Consider the following 23,001-nt stretch of genomic DNA (forward strand, 5'->3'; position numbering starts at 1 on the left):
GTCTGCTTTTGTCGATCAAAGCAACAATGCGTTGAAGCGTTTGTTTTGTCCCGCCCTATCGTGCCAATGGACTCTCGATAAGGGTAACCACATTTTATAAGATGGAGAGGGGTTCTCACACATGAAAAAGAAATTTTGGATGTCACTGATGATGGTTGCTTCAATGATCGTTGCTGCAGGTTGCGGAAATAACAGCGGTACAGGCTCGGAATCCGAAGGATCGGGGACTACAACAGGTGGAGGCAGCGAGGAAAAATCATATCAGATTGCCATCTCGCAGATTGTTGAACATCCATCTCTGGATGCTACACGTGAAGGATTCATCGCAGCCCTGAAGGAAGCAGGCATTGAAGAGAACAAGAACCTCAAAATCGATTACAATAACGCGCAAGGTGATTCGACGAACAACTTGTCCATTGCACAGAAGATCTCGGGTGATTCCAAAAATGATCTCGTACTCGGCATCGCAACACCATCTGCGCTGGCTCTGGCTCAACAAGTGAAGGACAAGCCATTGTTGTTTGCAGCAGTGACAGACCCACTGGGTGCCAAACTGGTGACCGATATGGATAAGCCGGGCGGCAATGTTACAGGTGCATCTGACACGAATCCGGAGGCTATCGTACAATTGGCTGACTTTATCGCTAAAAATCTGCCGGATGTGAAAACGGTAGGTTTGGTCATTAACGAAGGTGAACCAAATGCGGTGGTTATGGCAGATAACGCAGAAAAAGCGCTGGCAACACATAATATCAAGCTGGTGAAAGCACCAGTTACGAATACATCAGAAGTAAAACAGGCTACGGATTCCCTCGTTGGCAAAGTAGATGCCTTCTACATTACCCTGGATAATTCTGTCGTGAGTGCGGTTGATACGATCATTCAAACGGCAAACACTAATAAAATTCCGTTCTTCTCCAGTGATCGGGATACCGTTGAAAAAGGAGCTTTTGCAACGGTTGGCTTCAAATATTATGACCATGGATATCAGGTGGGTGAGATGGCTGCAGACATTCTGAAAAATGGTACAAAACCTGGTGATATGAAAGTCACCGTTCCGGACAAACTGGATCTGATCCTGAACCTGAAAGCGGCTGAAGCCCAAGGTATCACGGTTACGGATGAGATGAAAGCGGAAGTAAAAGACCAGGAAAACAACATTATTCAATAGAATCAATTCATAAATTTAATGAGTTATGAGATTGATTCAATAATCTGACCGGAATGCAAATTCGGCAGTATGGATGCGAGGCGAACATGCAACGGGTTCGCCTCATTCTTTTCGATAGACAGGGAGGAAGTAGTGTGAGTATAAGCTGGAATTCAATTGAAGGGGCGATCGAGCTGGGGCTTTTATATGCACTGATGGCACTTGGTGTATATATTACGTTCCGCATACTCGATTTTCCTGACCTTACCGTAGACGGAAGTTTTACAACAGGAGGCGCAATCGCGGCGGTTATGATCTCCAATGACTTCTCTCCTTGGCTTGCCTGTTTGGCGGCAATGGCTGGCGGCATGGTGGCTGGGGCTTGTACAGGTCTGCTTCATACCAAAGGCAAAATCAACGGATTATTATCCGGGATTTTGATGATGATTGCGCTCTACTCCATTAATATGCGTATTCTTGGCGCACCGAATAAATCCATTATGGGTATGGATAATCCATTCTCAGGTGAGCATGTCATGGTGTTAATTATCATCGTGGTGCTGGTGTTTAAAATTATGCTCGATCTGTTCATGAAAACAGATGTTGGACTGGCACTCCGCGCGACAGGTGATAACAAACGTATGATTCGCAGCTTTGGTGCAAATACGGATGTGACTACCATTGTAGGTGTCAGCTTATCCAATGGATTGGTTGCCCTGTCTGGTGCATTCATTGCACAGCAATCAGGTTTTGCAGACATTACGATGGGCATCGGTATGATCGTTATCGGACTGGCTTCCGTCATTATCGGTGAGGCCATTCTTGGAGCAAGAACGGTATTCTGGGCTACACTTGCAGCGATCGTTGGTTCAATCATTTACCGGATTGTGGTCGCGCTTGCCCTTCAAGTCGAATGGTTCGATACATCTGATCTGAAGTTGATCACCGCGGTGATCGTCATTATTGCTCTTGTATTCCCAACGATGCAGCGCTCCATGAAGCAGCGAAGTCTGGCTCGCAAACGAACGGAAGAGTTGATGCGATCCGGCGGTCATCAGGCGAAGGGAGGTATGTGATCATGCTGGAGATTACACAAGTAACCAAGCTGTTCAACCCAGGCACAACGGATGAGAAGACCGCGCTGGTCGGTGTGAATCTGACGATGAATCCGGGAGACTTTGTGACGGTGATTGGCAGTAACGGAGCGGGTAAATCCACGCTGATGAACATCATTTCGGGTGTGATGAAGCCGGATATGGGCGATGTGCTGATCAATGACCGTTCCATTAAAAACCTGCCGGAGCATAAACGCAGCAGCTGGATTGGCCGGGTGTTTCAGGACCCGATGGCAGGAACAGCACCACATATGTCCATTGAAGAGAATATGGCGATGGCATACAAACGTGGCAAAGGACGCGGACTGGGCTTCGGCGTGACCCGTGCCAGACGGGAGATTTTCAACACGCAACTGGAGAAGCTGGGAATTGGACTGGAAAAGCGGCCGAATGCAAAAGTGGGTCTCTTGTCTGGCGGGGAGCGGCAAGCACTTAGTCTGTTAATGGCTACGTTTACCCAGCCGCAAATTTTGCTATTGGATGAGCATACGGCGGCCCTTGACCCATCACGTGCCGAACTGATCACGGAACTAACGGAGACACTTGTGCGTGAGATGAGACTTACTACATTGATGGTGACGCACAATATGGAGCAGGCCATTCGTCTGGGTAACCGTCTAATCATGATGGACAAAGGCCGAATTATTCTGGATGTCAGCGAAGAGCGCAAGCGTACGTTGACTGTGCCTGAGTTGCTTGGTGAATTCGAACGTATTAGTGGCAAAAAAATGGCAGATGATCGTGTCGTGCTGGGTTAAGGCAAGGTAATACTTGTTGGAAGAACAGATATACGTAGCGTCTGCAATCTAAGCTATTTATAAGATAGACGATAAAAACCTTTTGCGTTCTCGCAAAGGTTTTTTTTGTGGTATGTTGAACACGTTGAAGAAAATGGAATGAATCTATATTATATCGGAATAGCGAATTATACATAGTAGGAGGAACCAGGCATGTCTTTGCATTTAGATGAAGGGACATATACGGTCACGCGGCGTACAGAGTCCATTCGCCTGCTCGCCAAGGAATTTGCACTGTTGCATTTTCTGTATGAAAACAAGGAAAAAGCCTTCACCCGCAGTCAACTGCTGGATCGGGTATGGCCGCTGGAATATCCGGTTGAACGCACCGTGGACGATCATATCTATCGCCTGCGCAAGAAATTGAAACGCTGGGATGAGATCAGTCTGGACACGGTACGGGGCTATGGATACCGGCTTGCTGTGCAGGAGAACAAGTCCGCTCTACCCGCTAGCCCCTCTGCTCAGGACCCAGAAATGCAGGAAGTCATTCACGGATTACTTCGTAAATATCACTTGTTTGGGCAGGGAAATGCCATACAGACCCTGGTTCAACAGCAAGAAGCGCTTGGCATTCAGATTGTCCCGTATTATCAGTTGTATATCCGTTTTATACAGGGAGATCTGGAATGGCTGATTACAACGAAAGAAATTGCTTTTGAAGAACGAATATACTGGTTATTAATTTTTGTCCATTCGCTAATTGAACCATCAGAAAGCTTACCCTTGTATGAGCAGGCATTGAGTTCATCTGCATTATCTGCCGATCAGCTTCGGGAACTCCGCATTCTGAACATCGTTGAAGTCTATGTAGAGGTGGGCCAGTATCAACGTGCCAAAACGCAGCTTGAAGAAACGTATCGTGTAATAGAGACTGACGAGCTGAAGAATTTCAGACTTCCTGTAGCACTTGCCGCGTTGTATGTGGAACTGTGGGGTGGCAGCGGTGAAGCTGTTGAGGCTCAGATGGCAGTCCTGCGGTCAGGATTGAAGGATGCCCCATATCTGCGGGAGATCGGACGTTTTCAGGTGATGGAGGGGTTATGGTTGCTTCGGCAAGGACGAGTTCGTGAAGCGGAACTTAGAATGGATGATGGCCTGGACGTATTGAAGATGTCGCTGAACGCACCGCTATATCTGAATGCTGCATTTCAGATTCTCCTATTCCTGGGTCATCATCGAATCGAAGGCAGACTTCGGAGTAAGTATCGTCAAGTGTACGCTGAGATCGGCAAAAGTTACGGTGTTCCCTTATATGGACAACAAATTGCAGATGAAGTACGTAACTTTTTATCTCCTACCTCCCCATCCTCTGATCTTCCTCTGATATAACTCCTTTATGATTACAGCCAAGGAACATACAGACCACAAGCGGCTGTAATCAAGGGAGGAAGTACATGTATGACCGTCATTTCAAATGAACCCACATCCAATGAACCCACCGAATCACCCGCCTCATCTGCGCAATCTTCCAAAAGCTTAAGGACTAACCTCCGGTTTGTCCGCATGTTTATCGCATACTCGCTGGCTACGTTTGGAGATTGGTTCGATGCACTCGCCATCCAGGTGATGGTGGCCTACCGCTGGGGTGCTGATCCGCTGATCATTGCGCTTATTCCTGTATGTATGGCTGTCCCGGGTATACTGCTGGGCTCCTTTGCTGGTGCCCTTGCTGATCGACTGCACAAAGTGAAAATCATGATGCTGTGTGATGTGATCACCGTGGGATTAACCGTTGCTATTTTATTCGCACCAAGCCCGGCATGGTTGCTTCCGCTTCTTGCTCTGCGGGCCATGATGGGAGTTTTTCACGTTCCAGCTCAGCAGGCGTTAACCCGTCAGGTGGTGGCAGAGGAGCATCTGTTTCAGGCATCGTCCCTAAACGGTTTTGTGAGCCAGTGTTCGAAAGTGGCGGGACCACTTCTGGGTGCAGTCATTTTGGCCTTTTTCTCACCACAAATCTGTATTGTCATTAATGCCTGTACCCGCCTGTTGTCGGGTGTGGTATTGTGGCCCTTGCGGCGTTTGGTGGAAAAGTCGGAGTCCGTAGCCTCAGACGGAAGTGCTGCTAGTGAAAAGGATGGATCGGAATCCTTGTTCTCCCAATGGAAGCAAGGCTGGCATTTTATACGGAGCAGTCGCACCGTGCTGAGTACGATTTTGTTCGGCTGTTTTGGACTGATGGCCATTCTTATGATTGATTATCAGTTTACGACCCTGTTTCGAGAGATCAAGCCAGGTAACGAATCACTGCTCGGCTGGTTGGGGTCGTCGGCAGGAGCAGGGGCAGTAGTCATCATTTTGTTATTAAATCGCTTGCCGAGAATTGGGTATGGGTGGGGACTGGGTGGTGGATATCTGTTCGTAGGTGCCGGAATCGCTGCGTTGGGGTGGATTGGCACACAAACACCTGAAATTTGGGTCATTATCTGGGGCCTCTGCATTGGGCTGGGTAATGGGCTCTTTATGGTAACTCTGAATTATTTGTTGCAAAAAGAGACCCCTCCTGCCTATGTAGGGCGCGTTTTTGGCATTCAAAATTCACTATCCAGTGTTGTACTGGTCGTAGCTCCACTTGCAGGTGGAGCGCTCATCCGAGTTGCAGGGCCGAGCCCTACCTTTCAATATATCGGTCTCGCTACGCTGGTGATTGGTCTTGCCGGCATACTGCTGCAACGCATTTTGTGGGAAGGGAAGCAGCCTCTCGTGTCTGAAGCAAAAGAGAAAATTACACAGGAATCGGCCTGACAGCCTTTGCCCGGACATTTTTAATCATCATTACATCTACAATATAACGAACAGCCGCTTTCGGTATCATCCGAAGGCGGCTGTTTGCACATTGCATTGTTAAGCACGATTAAGCGAATTACACTTCCCACCAAGCAAAATAAGCAGTAGAAGCCATCAGTCCACCAACCGAAAGTGATCCGCTGACAGAGAGGTTAATGGCTTGACCTGGAGGAACCACATAACGGCCAAATTCATTGGATAGAAACGGCCCTGCTTGAAGGGGCATAGCCATCAATGGGGTCGCTCCTGAAGGCGCAGCAGCAGAGAATCGTACGATGGCTACGCTGGTATTGCTGCTGGAAAGATTGCTGTTTACCGGCGTGAGTGTGGTGGGCGATGTCAGTGTTCCATTAGCGCTCAGACTCATGGAACCGCTGAAGGATGACAACAGATTCAGTGCAACCGTGATTCCACCGGAGAGCCGTGATACGTATAGGGTTTTCCCACTCCCTGCTGGATTGGCCAATTGTACGGTGGCGATAACCGTTCCTCCCAGCAAGCCCAGTGTTGTGGAGTTGGTGGAACCCGCATTGTACAGATTGCCTGTACTGCCAGCATTATTCTCCGGAGGTGCAACAATGCCGGGAGAAATATACGTGTTTGTGTTGGACGTATAGACGGGCTGGCTTAACGGGTTGAATACATTATTGTTTGGCAATGTGTGCACCTCCTTTTATCAGGATCAAACTCAGAATTCCCACCAGAACAGATTAATGGCTGCCGTCTGATTCCCCGTGCCTACGCTAATGGATAATGTTTGTCCCGGTGGCACAATAATGGAGCCATTCAGATCCAGTGAATACATTCCTGCGGTGAGCGGAATACTTGCAATGCTCGTGAAGGTTCCCCCCAGGGTCCCTGTATTTTGTCTTGTGGTAACGACACTGGCGTTGGTATTTCCAAGTAACGTATTGACGGGCACTGGTGTGCTACCAACAGTCACGGTTCCTCCAGAATAGATAACAAGAGTAGCTGCCGCTGTTGTGCCTCCTGTGAGGCTGGATATGCGTATTGTTCGGCCGCTGCCGGCCGCATTCAGGATCTGTAGAAGAAGGTTCTGGTTGGAAGGAATCGAGGAATTGTTGGTCGTCAGGGCAAAAAAACTGCCTGCAGCAGCTGCACCGCTGTCTGGTGACGCTTCAATGCCCGGGGCTGAGAAGGTATTGGTCAGTTGAGTAAACAGGGGACGATTAGATTGGTTGAATACATTATAGTTGGTCATCTCATCCACCTCCCATAGACCAGTTCATTTGAGCAACATTCCGATTGATTCGCATTTCATTGTACTTGCAGTGTATGTGAAAAGAAGCAAAATGGATTGGGGACTGAGCCGTATATCTGGAAATAACGGCAGATGCCGTGCCCGCATATACAAACCGGGCATACGATGCGTAAGCACATTTTTTAAGGGGAAATCGAGATGAGTCGAACAGCGAAGCGAAGCAAGAAGAGAACGAAGCAACCAACTAAATATGTCAGTCGCCGCCGCTCCCGTCATTCCTGCCGCGCTAAATTGCTGAAACCCCCTTGTTCCCGGATTACTCGTCCCCGATTCAAGCAGGGTGCTTCCTCACGTACGAAACTCCCTGGTGCTATTCATTGTTTTACAGAGCATACGTATGTCGGAGCCGAAACCAGTAGCAGCATGGATTCACTCCCGGCACAAGACACCTCATCACTCAGTATGTATACCTATGGCGTTGTGAATCGGGGAAAACATCCGGCTCTTGTACAGATCCAGATCAGCCCAAATGCCGTGGATTATGCTGTGGACAGCCAGGAGGTGGTCGCGGGAGGCCAGACCAAAGCGCTGGTACCATTGCGATTTTTGCACTATACCCGGCTTGCAATTCGATCCGTTGAACCGGATCAGCCGACCCGGCTCGATGTTTACTTTCAGGCACAGCGTATGCCGTAAGGGAGTTATGATCTCACAGATTTGACCAGGGAGGAGGACGAGGCACATGCCTAACTTTACAACGTTTAATACGAATCCGGATAATCTGAGAACGTTGATTTTTGGCCAGGATAGTACAGGCACAGCCCAGCCTGTCAGAACGGATACGAGCGGGAACGTGGTTGGTATTATTTTGGACGGAACCATCAGTAACATCTCAGGTCTGACCACGGTTACAATTAACGCCGGAACCATTACCAACATTCTGAACGGAACGATCACGAGTGTACTTGGAGCGACGATCACGGCAGGTACGATCACCAGTGTGCTCGGAGCCACGGTGACAGCGGGAACCCTGACGAACCTGCTGAATGGTACGATCACAAGTGTATTGGGAGCAACGATTACCGCCGGAACGATCACGAGTGTGCTCGGAGCAACGGTGACCGCAGGAACGCTGACGAACTTGCTGAATGGTACGATCACAAGTGTATTGGGAGCGACGATTACCGCCGGAACGATCACGAGTGTGCTCGGGGCCACGATTACAGCGGGTACCATCACAGGTATACTCGGAGCGACAATAACCGCAGGAACACTGACGAACCTGTTGAACGGAACCATTACCAGCGTACTCGGTGCAACGGTAACAGCGGGTACGTTGACGAACTTGCTGAATGGTACGATCACGAGTGTATTGGGAGCAACGATTACCGCAGGAACACTTACAAATTTATTGAACGGAACCATTACAAGCGTACTTGGCGCAACGGTAACTGCAGGAACGTTGACGAACCTGCTAAATGGTACAATTACCAGCGTGCTGGGTGCTACAATAACCGCGGGAACACTTAGCAGTGTGACGTCCATTTCACAGAAGAGTTTTCAGGAGTCCCAACTCATAAGCACCCCGACCGCAAACACCTTCACAGCGCTCCCGGCGGTTACGACCAGTGTATTTGGCACGTATTCTTTCTTTGTATATAACCGGGGGCCGGGTGTGAACCGGGTAGATGCTCTTGTTGAGATCAGCGCCAACGGAACGAACTGGTACATGGATGTGACGACGGTAACGGGCATTTTGTCCGGGTCAGTCGATGTATTGGTACCGCAGCGTTTTCTCAAATATACGCGTCTTTCCTACCGCTCCAGCCTAATCGGCGCACCAAGCACGATTGATGTGTTCTTCAATGGACAAGGCACATAACCCATTTATTTGTCATATAGGTACATGGAGTTCCTTTGGTGGACTTCATGTACTTTTTTGTATTGGAGGTGGTTGCATTTGAAGAACCGTTTACTTGGAATTCATATGATTGTGCAAAATGAAGAACATCATCTGCCCCGCTGTCTCGACAGCTTGAAGCATATCAGCACGGAATGTTTTATCACTGATACTGGCTCATCTGACCGTACACCCGAGATCGCCAGAACGTATGGAGCAACGGTGTTGCACGCCTGTTGGGAAGATGATTTTGCCCATGCACGAAATATCAGTCTGCCTCTGGCGAGCACGGAATGGGTCCTGTGTTTGGATGCGGATGAGTACGTTACGCAGGGATTGGAAGAACTGCTGAATTATTTACCTAAAGTCCATAAAAGCATTTCGAGATTACGTATTACCATAGAAAATCGATACGGTGAAGGGGTGGAAGAGAGCGTTATCTCTCAGCCAGTGAGGCTGTTCCGTGCTCATCAGGGATATCGATATGCGGGACGCGTCCATGAGCAGTTGGTTCGTTGTATGCCAAGCAAGCTTGTCCTGGATGAGGCTGCTGATATGAATAAGAGCGAGACCTATACAGATGAACAAAGCCAATTGATCGAGACTGAACCGCTTGCTCCACTATGTCTGGTTCATGATGGATATCTGGCCTCAACGATTGCGCAAGAGCATAAGCCAAGACGTAATTTGAAACTGATTGAGCGGGAACTCGCAGATAAGCCTACACAGCCTTTTCACCTGTACAATCTGGGAGTAACGTATTGCCAGCTTGGTCAGGTCGAAAAGGCAATTGAAGCGTTCCGTGAATCATTGCGCCTGGCAGAGTCGCTCGCGCCATATCGTTCTACACTGGTTAGAGATTATGCAAAGACCCTTGTAGGATCGGAACATTACGACGAGGCGCATGCAATTCTGGCTGTGGAAAGACAGCGTTATCCATCCTATGCTGATCTGCATCTGTTGTATGGGGAGACGTTGGAGCAGCAAGGTTTGGAGGAGCGTGCATATCAATCGTATGCCCGAGCAACGAACTGCCGGGAGGGAATAGACCGTGTTGGACACAGTGATGGCGGTAGCGCTTTAGACGCGTCATATGTAACGGAAGCAGGTTCTGACAGTTACAGAGCTTATACCGCCATGGCAAGACTTGCACAGAAACGGGGATTCCTGAATGAGTCTGCACATCTGTACGGGCTGGCTCTGGACAGCATGTTCACATATGCTCCGGCATGGGCAGGGTTGGCAGATGTGCTGCAACAATCCGGTGAAACCGATGAGAACATAGCAGAAACATTGCTCGCCAGACGCCGGGGATTCGAGGAATCGGGTCACGGTAATTCGATTCGTGGTGAAATGCTCCATTCATATGCAGTGACAAATGAGGACCATCTGGTGAAGGTGATTTATGTTCTAGCAGGCTGTGGGGCATATGATCAGGCATTGAAAATGCTGGATACTGATGTGCGTACCGCTCGTATCCATGTAGCGGATCGAATACATTGGATGTTATGTGCGAATAGGGTTTCCGAAGCACTACAACTGGCAGAAGAACACTGGAGCGTAGGGTGTGTAAATGAAGTCAATCTGCCGGCTGAGCACAGAATGGATTGGGCACTGGCTTGTTGGACCAACGGATTACGATTATCCGAGGCGTTCCTCGCAACTACGCTTCCACAAGAAAAAAACGTATGGAAGGTCATGGATCGACTGCTGAATCAGTTAACCAAAGAGCCGCGAAGCATAAAACCTGCTTCACAAGAACAAAAGCTTATGCAATGGGGTCCGCAGGCAGAGATGGTAGCAGAAAAGGTTGTGCAGCAAGCCGTAAAGACAGGACAGCTTACACTTGCTGAGCAACTGCATGAGTTGCGGGCCATGATGATGCGTGACCATTGGGGAACGGCTATAACTTTACGACGGGAGTTTGCAAGTCTGCTGTATCGTCAGGGGTATACCATGGTAGCCGCGAACATCCTCATTCAGTGCATGACCGAGAGTGAACTGGATGCTGAAGGTTTATTCTGGCTAGGTGAAACGCTGTATGCCAAAGGCCACAATGATCATGCGCTGTCTCTGTTCGAGCAGGCTCTGGAGCAGAAGCCTGATATGCGGCAGGCCCGAGCTGGAGCTGCTGTATGTTACATGCAATTGGCAATGGAGGAGATTCGGCAGGAATTGGTTCGTTCTCCGTCGGTAGGGTCACTCGCGGCACAGCATGCTGCACTGGAAAAAAGGCTGCGAACGACCGAAGGCATCCCATGGCGTACGCTTTTCCATGCAAAGGAAAGGAGGAATCAGCTTGCGAGCGGAACGAATTTCCCTATGCATGATCGTGAAGGATGAGGAAGAGTTGCTGCCTCATTGTCTTGCCAGTGTCCAGGGAGCGGTGGACGAAATTATTGTGGTGGACACCGGTTCGTCGGACCGAAGCGCGGAGATTGCGCAGCAATATGGAGCGGTGGTTGTGGGGTTTGAGTGGTGCGAAGATTTTGCCGCAGCACGGAATGCTGGCCTGGAGCGCGCTTCCGGCGACTGGATTCTCTTTCTTGATGCGGACGAGGCGCTCGATAGGGCTGCGCGGGAGCAGATCATGAGCTGGACGACGGTCAGCGGATGTGACGGATTGTTTTTAAACATTCATAACTATACAGGTACGGGTCAGCAGGGGGTTACCGTGAATCCGGTTTTGCGTCTCTTCCGTAATGCCCCGGAGCATCGGTTCGAAGGTCGAATTCATGAGCAGATTGCGGCGGCGATTTGCCGTAGGAATTCAGAGGCTGCTTTTCATGTGACGGACATGGTCATCCATCATTATGGGTATCAGACGGCGATTGTGGAGCGCAAAGATAAGGTGAACCGTAATGTTCGCCTGCTGCAACAGGCAGTGGAGGAAGAACCGGATCAACCGTTCCATCATTATAATCTGGGTGTCGAGTATCTGCGTGTGGGGGAAGCGGAGCAGGCATTGGAGACGTTTGGTGTGGCTCGGACGGGAATTGATCCTGCGGTCACCAGTTACGCGCATCTGCTGTTCAAATATGAAATTCGTTGTCTCCAGCACCTGAATCGCTGGCAGGAGGCATTAGATCGCATCGATGCTGCGCTTGAACTCTTTCCAGAGTACACGGATCTGATGCACCATCGCGGGGTGTGTGCAGACGCATTGGGCGATGCAGATCAGGCAGAATATTCGCTCCGTGAAGCTGTTCGCATGGGGCCACCTCCGCCCATATACCATACGGAAGAAGGCATCGGCACTTATCAGACGTGGTATACGTTAGGGCGATTGCTCGAAGGAAGGGCAGATCTGGAGGGTGCGGTGGATGCTTACGTGGAAGCGGTACGTGCCAAATCGAGTCTGTTACCGCCGCTCTATCGGATATTCCGAATTATGCGAGTCTCCGGGCAGGAACATCAGATTCCAGAGCTGGTGAGGGAGCGCTTTGCGCTCAGTTCGGAAGAGGCTACACACAAAGTATTGGGCATTCTGGAGCAATCTCGTTGTTATGATGCGGCTTTGCAATTGTTATCGGTTATATCCTCACAACCTTCCGCAGAGATGAGGGAGCGTTTATCTGTGGCGGAGGCGATGCTCCAAATCCAACAGGGAAGATGGAACAAGGCGCGTCTGAAACTGGAACCTGTGCAGCGGAAAAAAGGGCTGCTCGCGATCTCGTCTGCTCAATGGCTCGAACGTTTGGAGTGGATAGAAGGCAAGGAAGTCAACGGAGATGATCCATTAACCTTGTGGTTGAAGCTTAGTTCGCAGGTGGGTGAAGGAACGAATGAGGAATCTGCTGTGCAGACAGGGAGAACGGTTGGTCTGAGAGCGACAAAGAAGAAGGATATGGACTCCAGCATGGACGTAACGGTTGCGGGAGCAGAGTATGATGGCTGGCAGGCGCTCGGACTGTTGATGGAAGGGTGTGTACAGTCAGGGAGATGGAAAGAGCTGCATAGCCTGATTCAGATGTGTCGACAGCAATTGGCTGGAGATGATTTATCTGTTGGGGAAAGCGTTCGGGTGGAAGAGGAAGAGAAAGAGAAAGAGATGGAAGGGAAAAAGGAAAACGGGAAGGCCGGTGACATGGAGTCGTTCCCTGGGGCTTCGGATACCCTGACGGGAACAAGCTGGCTGGTGAAAGGATTGGTCAGTGCTGCGGATCATCATCTGGAGGTGTTCGCTCAGCATGCAGATGGACAGAGGCACCGTTGTTGGCCTGTCGTTCAGCATATTCGGCTGGAGTTACCGGGAGCGGACGGGTTTGAGAGCTGAGAGGGTATCAGGCAGGTCCGGGAGTTCAACTTAATTCAGCGGGCTAATGGGTGGGGCTGAACTTCGTTGGTGAGGGGTGGTGATGAATATGGGCATAGGGATTAGCTTGTGTATGATCGTGAAGGATGAAGCCGGGTCACTCCAGCGGTGCTTGAATGCAGTCAGGAATGTTGTGGATGAGATCATCATCGTGGATACTGGATCGGTGGATAATACAATCGAAATTGCCCGCCTTCATGGTGCCGTTGTAATCCGAACGGAATGGAACGGAGATTTCAGTGAAGCCCGTAATCTGTCGCTGGCCGCTGCTACGAAACCGTGGATTCTGGTGCTTGATGCGGATGAAGTATGGGCACAGACTCCGCAGATGAAGACAGAACTCATGCAGTTGTTAGCGACAAGCAGGGACGACGTATGGGGGTACTGGATACAGGTCACAAGTCTGCTGGGTGTGTCCGGTGAAGAGCGTGTGACGGATGCGGTATGTCGATTGTTCCGAAATGATCCCCGAATTGCCTTTCAGGGCAGAATTCATGAAGAGATCGCTTCATCTATCATGGCACTGGCTCCGCAAGGTGTGCTTCATTCTGGGCTTGAGGTCATTCATTATGGATATCTGGAGCAGGCGATTACTGCCAAAAATAAAGGTGCACGCAACATGCAGTTGATACGTTCCGCGTTGAATCAGGAGGGAGATCAACCGGAGTTGTTATATGCTCTGGCTGCCGAGTGGTTTCAGCAAGCGAAGTATGATGAAACACTCCGTTTGTTGCAACCATTATTGGCACAGCTTATGCCGGAGTGTGGATATCACTCAGATCTGGTGCTGAAAACGGCTTACGCTTGGCGAGAGAGTGGTAGCCCGGAACGGGCGCTTGCTGTGGTGGAAGCATGGGCGCCCGTGTATGAGGATTTCCCGGATTTGTTGGAGCTTGGTGCTGTACTAGAACTGGATCAAGGGAGAGAGGATGTGGCCTTGAACTGGTTAAAACAGGCTAAATCAGCTGCTTCTACAGCCAGCAGGTATACATCAGTCTCTGGTGCTGGGACCTATCGCAGCCTGACGCTGGAAGGCATGGCATATGAGCGGGCTGGCCGCTGGGTAGAGGCAGAAGCCGCGTACATAGCGGCGCTGGGCATGCAATCCGGCAGCTCGCCTGCATGGCAGCGGCTGTTGTTGCTCGCCGCAGCCACAGGACGGCCGCACGCCATCGCCAGCGCCGCGGCTCGGGTAGGCTTGCCGCCTGCGGCATGGCAAGCGTTGATCCCGGCCGCGCTTGCCGCGCATCGGCCGGAGTGGCTGCTGTGCCATGCGGCGGCACTGGCTGGCCCGCTGCGGGCACAGCCGCTGGCCGCCGGGCTTGCGCTAGCCCAGCTGGGCGAGGACGCCGCGGCTCGGGCGGCTTTGCAGCCCTGGGCGGCGCATGCGCAGCACGGGCCAGAGGCGGCCCTGGCGCTGTGGGCGCTGGGCCACAAGCAGCCCGGCAGGCGCAACGCCCGAGCTGCGGCTCGCCAGCAGGCAGCGCTGCCCGCCGCGGCCCACGCCGCCGAGGCGTTGCTGCAGCGCGGGGCCTTGGCCCGCGGCAGCGGCAGGGCATGCAGCTGCGGCAGCCTGCCCTGCGGCGCAACGCCCGGCGGCTCGCCTCGCGGCCCGGCCGCGTCTGCGCCCGGCGGCGTGCTCGCCGCTGCGCAAGCGCTCGCCAGCGTAGGCGCCTGGGCCGCATGGCTGCGCCTGCTGCAAGCCCTGCCGCCTCGCGGCGCGCTGGCGTTGCTCGCAGCGCTTCCGCCTGCGGCACGCTGCGGGCTGCTGCGCGCACCCGCGAGCGTCCGCGAAGGGCTGCTGCGCGCACCCGCGAGCGTCCGCGAAGGGCTGCTTGCGCTAAGCGGCACGCCTGACGGCGCGCAGCAGCCCCACGCGGACGAAGTGCCCGCCTCGGAGCGCACCGCTCACGCGCTCCTCGCGGGCACGCTCGCGCTGCTCGCCGGGCGGCAGAACCTGGCCCGTGAATGGGCCGAATCGGCCCAACTCACTGTGCGGGAACCTGCCGCCACAGGTCGCCCGCCGACAGCCATCCCGCCGGGCCTGCACACCCTGCTGCGCCTGACAGCACCCGGCGCAGCCTCTGCTGATGAATACACCAACCAGTGCAACATGTTACTGGTACACCTATAATTTCCTTTAATCTTTAATCTTTAATCTTTAATCTTTAATCTTTAATCTTTAATCACTAATCACTAATCACTAATCACTGATTTCTAGTCTCTAGTCCCCAACCTCCATCCCCATATATTCCCGAACTAGCCCATCCGATTGAAATTGCAAAAGCAACGGAGCTACCGGTAATCGGAGCATTGGCCGAACCGTGTATTGTTCCGTTGCTAATGGGTCGAGCCCTCGAGCCCTCAAGTCCTCAATTTTCCACTCTGCACTTAACTCAACGTAACCCAATTCGTCTCAACCTTTGCATATCACCGCTCGAAAACAGCGGATCGGCGTGCCGTACATGTCAGACCAGATGGCATCGTCCGGCTCTTCCACATTCAGCTTATCTTCAATGGTTAAACCGGTGACAGCCATGATCGTCTCCAGCAGATCCGGCCGCATCTCGGGTACATCGAAGGTAGCGATCAACTGTCCGTTTGGCTTCAGCACCCGGGCGAATTCACGGAACGCCCGCAACATCGTGCCCGTATCCAGATGCTCCAGTACAGAGATACAGAACACCCGATCAAACTTACAAGACTCATACGGAAGCTGGGCCAGATTGGCCTGCGCACGGTGCAATCGGACGAGAGTTGATTCCGGCAGATCCTGGGCGGCTTGCTCGCCAAAATCAGAAACAATATCCAGTCTTATCGCCTCTTCAGACAAAATACGTTCATCCCAGTCGCAGGCGTGAACCTCGCGGCAGTGTTCGGCGAGCCAGAATTTGAATGGATGGGAGATGCCGCAGGCTGCATCAAGGACAACATCATCTGGACGTGCAAATCGCCGGGCCCATTCATATTCGTAGGGACGGCTCCACCATGCCGGATGCAGCGGGAAGACCAATGTGTCCGTTTTAGGGTCACTTTGCCGAATGTATCTTGATTCCATGAATTCCGTTGCCTTGGGCGTATCCATCATCCCCGAATTCCCTCCTTTAATCCTGTCTCTGCCAAAAAAGATTCCAACACCGTGCTCCACCGGCTCCGCCACCTGGCAAGATCATACGACAGTGCAGTCTCTCGCGCATAGATTCCCAGTCGTTCTCGCTCGGCCCGATCCTGTACAAGACGCACCAGTGCAGCGGTTAGTTCCTGCTCATCAGGAGGTACCAATAGCCCGTTAAACCCATCCTGAATCAGATCATTCAATCCGCCAACATTGGAGGCAATCACCGGAAGTCCACAGCTCATTGCTTCCAGACAGGCATAGGATGTGCCTTCCGAGAACACGGTTGGAATTACGGCAATATCTGCCTGATGGTAGGCCTCCCGAATATCCCGGAAATCATACGTGCGCTGGTTAATTCGCTCCGCATGTGGATGAGTACGATGCCAGTAACGAAAGACTCTCCCTACCGTACTACCTTCGACCAGTTCCCCGGCAAATTCAACCTCCAGATCCGGAAAGGCTCCAAGTAGTTTATCTGCCGCCAGCATCATTGGAATAATGCCCCGTTCCATGCTGATTCGGCGCGGATAGATAATGCGAATTGGACGAGGAGAGGTCACACGAGCATCAATAGCTTTCTTTTCAACCTGTCCCTGAATTGGACCACTAACCTGATACTCAGCATCTGCTTCTACTAGAATCTCCGTAGCCCAATCCTTTGAATTTCGGTGGTTATGAGCAAACCTATACGTTTCGCCATCTGCCCTGACTTCTTCTAGATTCGATAACTGCAAATGGAGATCTACCGTTTCTTTCCCCTCTGGTTCTTGATCGCTATCTGTATCCCCACCTCCATCTCCGTTAGCCTTCCTACTGTTCGCTCCATCACCACTCGTTCCACCCTTGCCTTCCACAGCTTGCATCCCTGATATAACTGCACCAACATTTTCTTCATGACTCGCCAGATCATTCTTCCATGCGACAAGCCATTCGTCTTCCTGTTTTTGCTCGAAGGTTCGCGTTGGTGGGGCAGGTGTGAAATAGGACGTATCCACTGCGTTGGGAATCAGGACAACCTGTCTTGGATCGGTATAGGTGCATGCAGCTCGGCAAAAGGTCTGGAAATGAGAATCCACCGATACAATGCGCACGAGTCCATCCAGAGCCAGTTGAATATGTTCCGCCACTTGTTGTTTGGTCTCCAGTGGCAGTCCGGGACGATCCCAGTTAATGCCGTGACAGATGCCAAGACTGCCCGGTTTGTAGGTGATGGGTTGCCACAGACAGCTGGCATAGATCACTGGGCCGCGCGCTGCGGCTGCCATCCGATCAAAGGCTTCCGGTACATTATCCATGTCGTACGAATAACCAAATACGTCAATCTGCTCCGTCCGAGTCTGGAATGCTTCAAAATAAGAGAGCTGATGAACCTCAGGAATATGCCCGAGTCCTCGGATGACACTGCACAGATCCAGAATATATCGCTCCAGTCCACCCCCAAATACACGACCGAATTCCCGGTTGTACCCGTCGGTGAAACTATGCGTCAGAATACTCACCACGCCCATCTCACGGTCCCTCCTTCCAGGGAATCAGCCGAGGTTCCGGATCGAGAATAGACTCGTAATGTGCAAGATTGCCCCACTCACCGCTAGGATCAATGCGCTTGTAACGCAAATATTTACGAACCCGGTCCTCCAGACTGCCTGCCCAGCCGAGATGCTGAACCTTCAGTTCCGTACTGACTCCAGGCAACACAGTGCAGGACAAGGGAAGACGGGGAACATGATGATTCTGTTGTGGATAAAAATAAGGATATCCAGGCATATACCGTACAAGTGAAGCCGTATGCCGTTTATGCAGACACCAAAGTTCATCTTCCCGGTAGTGGGTCCGACCACCCCACATGTCGTAGAAACGGAATGCAAACCAGTCTGCATACTCCTGATTAATCAGAGTGCGTATGGCTTTCTTGGCCTCTGAGCTGTACAGCTCATCCGCATCAACCGAGAGCAACCAGTCGGGACATGTTCCCGCAGCCGCTTGCCATAAGGTGTTGCGAAGCCGCCATTCCTCGGCGAATAGCGGTTTCTCCAATACCTCCAGACGGACCACCTTTGGATAGGCTTTGCATAGATCCGGTGTTCCGTCTGTGCTGGCATCGTCTACAATGACGATCTCATCCACGAACTCACTCAGATCATGCAATACTTCTTCAAGGTATCGGCCACGTTCGTTGCGAACCTGGAGCATGGCGGTCAGCTTGTTACCTTTGCTTTTGCGAACCCGACGAATGGAGAAGGGCTCTTTGAATACACTTGTTTCCTCTTGTGTTATAGCTGCATTCTGTTCTGCCTGACCTTGTGAATCACCCCAGTGATGCACTTGGCTTCGGATGTCCTGCGTTGGTTGTGCATGATCCGGGGTGTGATCGTCATTTCCCAATGCGTCTGTATGTGTTCGATCGACTGTTTCGGTTGGCGTGTAAGTGGTTTCGGTTCGGATATCCCTGTGCACCATTGGCCCATTCAACTGTTGTCTACGCTTCTTCGGGTCCAGCATCATGGCACCTCCCCAAGCAATTGCTGTACAGCATGATCCAACAACTCCAGTTCGACAATCCAGGCGAGCGCATCTTCATCCTCCAGTGCCGTTTCGAGAAAATGTCGGACTGCCCCGTGCCGTTCCCCTCGCAGTGCCAGCGCACTGCCGGATAATTGCTGATAATCCCGGCGACTGGCATCATCCTGAATATCGACTGCATGCACGAGAGCCAGTGCTTCTTCCACACGTCCAGTCTCCTGGTAGATGCGGAATTTCCAATGTCTCGCCGTTTCTCCGCCAAGTTCGTCCAGGATACGCAGGGCGTTTCCGTAATCATCGTTCATACGCAGTAGTTCTGCTCGTACAAGTTGATCTTCTCCTGCCTCAAGCCAGCGACATAACTGTTCATAATGATGCCGTTCTTGTTCATCTGCTGCACTAATTCCGTACACCCGCAGGGCGTCCTCCAACTGTCCGGCCCGGGCATGAATGGCAGACAGGAATCGATAATGGGAAACCACACAATCACTGCGACCGTTCATGACCGCGTGGGTGAAGGCCTCTTGCAGCGAATGGACGGCCCGCCGATCTTCAAGCAAGTACTCATAGGCTGCCAGCAAAAAGGATATCGTCTCATGTGCACCTGCTTTGGCACGAAGCTGGCGGTAGAAGTCGGCACGTACACTGCATTGAAGCAGGGTGACGCTATCCGGAGTGCCTGACAGGACCTGCCGCAGCGCATGCAGGAAGAACAGTTCGTAGTCCCGGAGAGGGACTTCGAGATCATCCTTTTGCATCGTACCCGCAGGTGCAGGGTCTTCGCCGCCCAGCCAGATAACACGTACGCCTTGGAATAACAGCTTCATATAACGTGTTTCGGAGGATGTGCCTACCAGATCGGCGATGCCGACCAGTTTGGAAATACTGCTCTCCCATAGCGGAGATTCTGCTTCGTTTCCAGCAGGCTCAGGGAGCAGGGCAATACATAGCTCAGGCTCCAGCGAAGCTGTAGCCATTAGCCAGTAGGGATGGGCGATTACGGCTACGGTGCGAGGTTCCAGCAATAGCTGCTCGGCTTCAGGGAGGGAGATGACACTGATGACCGGAGGTACATCTTCTGTTTGCGTCAGGCTACTGACATAGAAGACCTCTCCCTCGATCGACAGCAGTGCAGCAATATCGGGATAGGGAAAGGATGACCAGCCACCTTTGCGAGGGAAGAGAACATATCGGACAGGGGACTGTGCTGTACTGACCTTATCCAGGCTGGCTTCGGTGTCTTCACCTGGTAGTGGTGCAGGTTTTTCCATGAATAGTTCACCTCACCTTGACTGTAATATGGAGCGTCATTCGCTCTGCATGTGCTTCATGCTTTCACTTCATATGTAAAGCCCTCACGGTACTTCGCATGATATGCCTGAGACTAACATATGGGCATTCCATCCCAAACATGAGTATCTTCCATGAATAGATGCAGTTGGCAAGCTGTGATAATAGGCTGAATTTTATCTTTTGTGTGACTAGGATCACTTTTTTTTGCTCTAGAGACGAAGATTGTGATAATTCTCACATGTATAAAATAGGTAATCTGGCACAATACGTTCATCAACGTATTTGGCGGACAGACAGCGAAGGTGCAGCTTCAATGCCAGATACGCATACTGCGAAGTGAACAGAAAGAAGGGGTAACGGTATGGATCCGATTATGTTATCGCGTATCCAATATGCACTTACAACGATTTTCCATTTCTTTTTTGTCCCGCTATCCATCGGTCTTGTACTGTTGGTTGCGATTATGGAGACGTTGTACGTTGTTAAGGGGAAGGAAATCTACAAAACGATGGCCAAGTTCTGGGGCAAGCTGTTCCTGATTAACTTTGCCGTCGGGGTTGTCACAGGTATTTTGCAAGAGTTCCAGTTCGGTATGAACTGGTCCGAGTACTCCCGATTTGTCGGGGACGTGTTCGGTGCGCCACTGGCTATTGAAGCGCTACTGGCGTTTTTTATGGAGTCTACATTTATTGGTTTGTGGATATTCGGATGGGATCGTTTGTCCAAAAAAGTGCATCTGGCCTGCATCTGGCTGGTGTTTGTCGGCACATTCCTGTCCGCGCTGTGGATTCTGGCAGCCAATTCATTTATGCAGCATCCTGTCGGGTTTGAGATTAACAACGGCCGAGCCGAGATGAATGATTTCTTTGCACTCATCACGAATGGTCAGCTTCTCGTCGAATTCCCACATACGATTTTTGGGGCATTGATGACAGGGGCTTTTGTCGTAACCGGGATCAGTGCTTACAAATTGATGAAAAAGCAGGATGTGGAGATCTTCCGCAAATCGTTTAATATTGCGATCATTATCGCTCTTGTTTCCTCGTTTGGTGTAGCTTTCTCCGGACACTTCCAGGCTCAATATCTCGTGGAGACACAGCCGATGAAGATGGCAGCCAGTGAAGGCACATGGACAACGACAGAAGATCCGGCACCATGGACGGTGGTCGCTTTTATTGATCCGGATAAACAGGAGAGTACGGGTGAGATCAAAATCCCTGGATTGCTCAGTTACCTGTCCTACAGCAAGTTCTCCGGTAGTGTCAAAGGCATGAAGGAGCTTCAAGCTGAGTATGAACAGACGTATGGACCGGGGGACTATATCCCGCCAGTACGGACAACGTTCTGGAGTTTCCGTATCATGATTGCAGCGGGTGGTTTGATGATTGCACTGGCGCTATACGGTACGTTCCTAGCCATGCGTAAGAAGCTGGAGGTCGCTGGGAAGTGGTTTATGCGTCTGATGGTATTCGCTATATCCTTGCCATTTATCGCTAATACATCAGGTTGGATTATGACCGAGGTTGGAAGACAGCCATGGACGGTATTTGGTTATATGACCACCGAAGCCGGAGTCTCACCGAATGTATCCGCAGGAATGATCCTGTTCTCGACCATTGCTTTTACCGCTGCGTATACGGTTCTCGGAATCGTGATGGTATACCTGTTCGTACGTGAGATCAAGGCAGGGCCATTTGCGGTCGAGAAGCCAGAAGATCACGATGAATCGGCCGATCCGTTCGGCGTGGATGGAGGTTATTCCGTTGTCACTAAGTGAGTTGTGGTTTTTGCTGATTGCCGTATTGTTTGTTGGTTTCTTCTTTTTGGAAGGTTTTGATTTTGGTGTGGGGATGTCTACAGGTATTATCGCCAAAACAGATCGTGAACGCCGGACTCTGATCAACTCGATTGGTCCGTTCTGGGATGGTAATGAAGTATGGCTGATTACAGCAGGGGGCGCGATGTTTGCCGCCTTCCCGCACTGGTATGCCACATTGTTCAGTGGTTTTTACCTGCCACTTGTAGTGGTGTTACTCGCCTTGATTGGTCGCGGAGTTGCTTTCGAATTCCGCAGTAAAATGAAACAGCAGCGCTGGCGCAAAACGTGGGACATCATCATTGTTGTCTCCAGCGCGCTCTTGCCTTTCCTATTCGGCGTGGTCTTTGCCACATTGATGAAAGGTCTGCCCATTGATGGAGAGATGCAGCTGCGTGCAGGATTCCTTGATATTGTTAATCCGTACACCGTGATTGGTGGCATGAGTGTAACGCTGCTGTGTCTGGTTCATGGATTGCTGTTTGCATCACTACGAACAGTAGGTGATCTCAGAGAGCGTGCCTTGAAGACAGCGCAAAAATTGATGCTGCCGCTGGCTGCACTGCTCGCTGTTTACGCGTTAATGACGTATTTCATGACCGATGTGTTCGCCGTACGCGGCTGGGCTCTTTGGATTATGGCTGTACTCGGCGCAGTTTCGCTTGCACTTGCGGCATACTTTGTTCGTCAGAAGCGGGAAGGTTGGGCTTTTGGGATGACAGGGGCTGTGATTGCAATTGCCTTTGCCTCGGTCTTTATTGGACTGTTCCCAAGAGTGATGGTGAGTTCCTTTGGAGCGGCATATGACCTGACCGTATACAACGCCGCATCCGGCGCTTATTCATTGAAAGTAATGACAATTGTAGCCTGCACACTGCTGCCGTTTGTTCTCGGTTATCAGATCTGGAGTTATTATATCTTCCGCAAACGTCTGAACGAGCAGCACCACCTGGAGTACTGAT

At 51.3% G+C, this 23,001-nt stretch carries 18 protein-coding genes; 12 read left to right on the forward strand and 6 right to left on the reverse strand.

Features of this window, described 5'->3' with window-relative positions; translation table 11 throughout:
* Nucleotides 1–121 precede the first annotated feature (121 nt).
* The 5 genes from AC6CIF_RS07560 to AC6CIF_RS07580 all read left to right on the forward strand — a co-directional run bounded on the left by AC6CIF_RS07560 (nt 122) and on the right by AC6CIF_RS07580 (nt 5,810).
* Complete coding sequence (locus tag AC6CIF_RS07560; RefSeq protein WP_498198833.1) at nt 122–1,171, forward strand: ABC transporter substrate-binding protein; 1,050 nt, start codon at nt 122–124, stop codon at nt 1,169–1,171.
* Nucleotides 1,172–1,365: 194 nt separating this feature from the next.
* The gene (locus AC6CIF_RS07565) at nt 1,366–2,226 is read left to right on the forward strand and encodes an ABC transporter permease (protein WP_051154091.1); all 861 of its coding nucleotides are present in this window, start codon (nt 1,366–1,368) and stop codon (nt 2,224–2,226) included.
* A gap of 2 nt (nt 2,227–2,228) precedes the next feature.
* Nucleotides 2,229–3,023: an ABC transporter ATP-binding protein gene (locus AC6CIF_RS07570; protein ID WP_036606660.1), complete on the forward strand. Its 795-nt coding sequence runs from the start codon at nt 2,229–2,231 to the stop codon at nt 3,021–3,023.
* A gap of 192 nt (nt 3,024–3,215) precedes the next feature.
* On the forward strand, nt 3,216–4,394 hold the full coding sequence (locus tag AC6CIF_RS07575; RefSeq protein ID WP_498198835.1) for a winged helix-turn-helix domain-containing protein: 1,179 nt from the start codon (nt 3,216–3,218) through the stop codon (nt 4,392–4,394).
* 174 nt (nt 4,395–4,568) lie between these two features.
* On the forward strand, nt 4,569–5,810 hold the full coding sequence (locus AC6CIF_RS07580; protein ID WP_498199195.1) for an MFS transporter: 1,242 nt from the start codon (nt 4,569–4,571) through the stop codon (nt 5,808–5,810).
* A gap of 118 nt (nt 5,811–5,928) precedes the next feature.
* Here the strand turns inward: AC6CIF_RS07580 and AC6CIF_RS07585 are convergent, their stop codons facing one another.
* Entirely contained in the window at nt 5,929–6,510 is a 582-nt protein-coding gene (locus AC6CIF_RS07585; protein ID WP_133386209.1) for a hypothetical protein, read from the reverse strand.
* Between the two features lie 30 nt (nt 6,511–6,540).
* On the reverse strand, nt 6,541–7,074 hold the full coding sequence (locus AC6CIF_RS07590) for a hypothetical protein (protein ID WP_133386208.1): 534 nt from the start codon (nt 7,072–7,074) through the stop codon (nt 6,541–6,543).
* A 198-nt stretch (nt 7,075–7,272) separates the two neighbouring features.
* On the opposite strand from AC6CIF_RS07590, the gene AC6CIF_RS07595 reads away from it, so the two are divergent.
* The 5 genes from AC6CIF_RS07595 (at nt 7,273) to AC6CIF_RS07615 (ending at nt 15,423) form a co-directional block, all read left to right on the forward strand.
* Nucleotides 7,273–7,770, forward strand: a complete 498-nt coding sequence (locus AC6CIF_RS07595) for a DUF6385 domain-containing protein (RefSeq protein WP_133386207.1) — start codon at nt 7,273–7,275, stop codon at nt 7,768–7,770.
* Between the two features lie 46 nt (nt 7,771–7,816).
* Nucleotides 7,817–8,956, forward strand: coding sequence for a DUF6385 domain-containing protein (locus tag AC6CIF_RS07600; RefSeq protein ID WP_498198838.1), 1,140 nt, complete (start codon nt 7,817–7,819; stop codon nt 8,954–8,956).
* Between the two features lie 78 nt (nt 8,957–9,034).
* Entirely contained in the window at nt 9,035–11,317 is a 2,283-nt protein-coding gene (locus AC6CIF_RS07605; protein WP_498198839.1) for a glycosyltransferase, read from the forward strand.
* On the forward strand, nt 11,274–13,250 hold the full coding sequence (locus AC6CIF_RS07610) for a glycosyltransferase (protein WP_498198841.1): 1,977 nt from the start codon (nt 11,274–11,276) through the stop codon (nt 13,248–13,250). Before AC6CIF_RS07605 ends, AC6CIF_RS07610 begins: the two co-directional genes overlap by 44 nt.
* A 112-nt stretch (nt 13,251–13,362) precedes the next feature.
* Nucleotides 13,363–15,423, forward strand: coding sequence for a glycosyltransferase (locus AC6CIF_RS07615; protein WP_498198843.1), 2,061 nt, complete (start codon nt 13,363–13,365; stop codon nt 15,421–15,423).
* Between the two features lie 282 nt (nt 15,424–15,705).
* Here AC6CIF_RS07615 and AC6CIF_RS07620 read toward each other — a convergent pair whose 3' ends face one another.
* The 4 genes from AC6CIF_RS07620 to AC6CIF_RS07635 are packed head-to-tail and all read right to left on the reverse strand — an operon-like array spanning nt 15,706 to nt 20,201.
* Nucleotides 15,706–16,377, reverse strand: coding sequence for a class I SAM-dependent methyltransferase (locus AC6CIF_RS07620; RefSeq protein WP_498198845.1), 672 nt, complete (start codon nt 16,375–16,377; stop codon nt 15,706–15,708).
* Nucleotides 16,374–17,915 (reverse strand): glycosyltransferase family 4 protein, encoded by a 1,542-nt coding sequence (locus tag AC6CIF_RS07625; protein ID WP_498198847.1) that lies wholly within the window; start codon nt 17,913–17,915, stop codon nt 16,374–16,376. The genes AC6CIF_RS07620 and AC6CIF_RS07625 overlap by 4 nt, the downstream gene beginning before the upstream one ends.
* A gap of 1 nt (nt 17,916) precedes the next feature.
* Nucleotides 17,917–18,912 (reverse strand): glycosyltransferase, encoded by a 996-nt coding sequence (locus tag AC6CIF_RS07630; protein WP_498198849.1) that lies wholly within the window; start codon nt 18,910–18,912, stop codon nt 17,917–17,919.
* Nucleotides 18,909–20,201, reverse strand: coding sequence for a tetratricopeptide repeat protein (locus AC6CIF_RS07635; RefSeq protein WP_498198851.1), 1,293 nt, complete (start codon nt 20,199–20,201; stop codon nt 18,909–18,911). Before AC6CIF_RS07635 ends, AC6CIF_RS07630 begins: the two co-directional genes overlap by 4 nt.
* A 383-nt stretch (nt 20,202–20,584) precedes the next feature.
* Here AC6CIF_RS07635 and AC6CIF_RS07640 point away from each other — a divergent pair, with 383 nt between their 5' ends.
* A complete protein-coding gene (locus AC6CIF_RS07640) occupies nt 20,585–22,000 on the forward strand; it encodes a cytochrome ubiquinol oxidase subunit I (protein ID WP_047840834.1) in 1,416 nt (471 codons plus the stop codon).
* The gene (gene cydB / locus AC6CIF_RS07645) at nt 21,945–23,000 is read left to right on the forward strand and encodes a cytochrome d ubiquinol oxidase subunit II (protein ID WP_498198853.1); all 1,056 of its coding nucleotides are present in this window, start codon (nt 21,945–21,947) and stop codon (nt 22,998–23,000) included. Before AC6CIF_RS07640 ends, cydB begins: the two co-directional genes overlap by 56 nt.
* Nucleotide 23,001: the final 1 nt, after the last annotated feature.

This window comes from Paenibacillus sp. GQ49 (genome assembly GCF_059759055.1).

What these genes read in the sequence shown, in the direction of transcription:
- AC6CIF_RS07570 (WP_036606660.1), top strand. Translation starts at nt 2,229, where the DNA reads ATGCTGGAGATTACACAAGTAACCAAGCTGTTCAACCCAGGCACAACG.
- AC6CIF_RS07630 (WP_498198849.1), bottom strand. Translation starts at nt 18,912, where the DNA reads ATGATGCTGGACCCGAAGAAGCGTAGACAACAGTTGAATGGGCCAATG.
- AC6CIF_RS07615 (WP_498198843.1), top strand. Translation starts at nt 13,363, where the DNA reads ATGATCGTGAAGGATGAAGCCGGGTCACTCCAGCGGTGCTTGAATGCA.
- AC6CIF_RS07595 (WP_133386207.1), top strand. Translation starts at nt 7,273, where the DNA reads ATGAGTCGAACAGCGAAGCGAAGCAAGAAGAGAACGAAGCAACCAACT.
- AC6CIF_RS07575 (WP_498198835.1), top strand. Translation starts at nt 3,216, where the DNA reads ATGTCTTTGCATTTAGATGAAGGGACATATACGGTCACGCGGCGTACA.
- AC6CIF_RS07565 (WP_051154091.1), top strand. Translation starts at nt 1,366, where the DNA reads ATGGCACTTGGTGTATATATTACGTTCCGCATACTCGATTTTCCTGAC.
- cydB (WP_498198853.1), top strand. Translation starts at nt 21,945, where the DNA reads ATGAATCGGCCGATCCGTTCGGCGTGGATGGAGGTTATTCCGTTGTCA.
- AC6CIF_RS07580 (WP_498199195.1), top strand. Translation starts at nt 4,569, where the DNA reads ATGTTTATCGCATACTCGCTGGCTACGTTTGGAGATTGGTTCGATGCA.
- AC6CIF_RS07635 (WP_498198851.1), bottom strand. Translation starts at nt 20,201, where the DNA reads ATGGAAAAACCTGCACCACTACCAGGTGAAGACACCGAAGCCAGCCTG.
- AC6CIF_RS07625 (WP_498198847.1), bottom strand. Translation starts at nt 17,915, where the DNA reads ATGGGCGTGGTGAGTATTCTGACGCATAGTTTCACCGACGGGTACAAC.
- AC6CIF_RS07620 (WP_498198845.1), bottom strand. Translation starts at nt 16,377, where the DNA reads ATGATGGATACGCCCAAGGCAACGGAATTCATGGAATCAAGATACATT.
- AC6CIF_RS07560 (WP_498198833.1), top strand. Translation starts at nt 122, where the DNA reads ATGAAAAAGAAATTTTGGATGTCACTGATGATGGTTGCTTCAATGATC.
- AC6CIF_RS07600 (WP_498198838.1), top strand. Translation starts at nt 7,817, where the DNA reads ATGCCTAACTTTACAACGTTTAATACGAATCCGGATAATCTGAGAACG.
- AC6CIF_RS07590 (WP_133386208.1), bottom strand. Translation starts at nt 7,074, where the DNA reads ATGACCAACTATAATGTATTCAACCAATCTAATCGTCCCCTGTTTACT.
- AC6CIF_RS07640 (WP_047840834.1), top strand. Translation starts at nt 20,585, where the DNA reads ATGGATCCGATTATGTTATCGCGTATCCAATATGCACTTACAACGATT.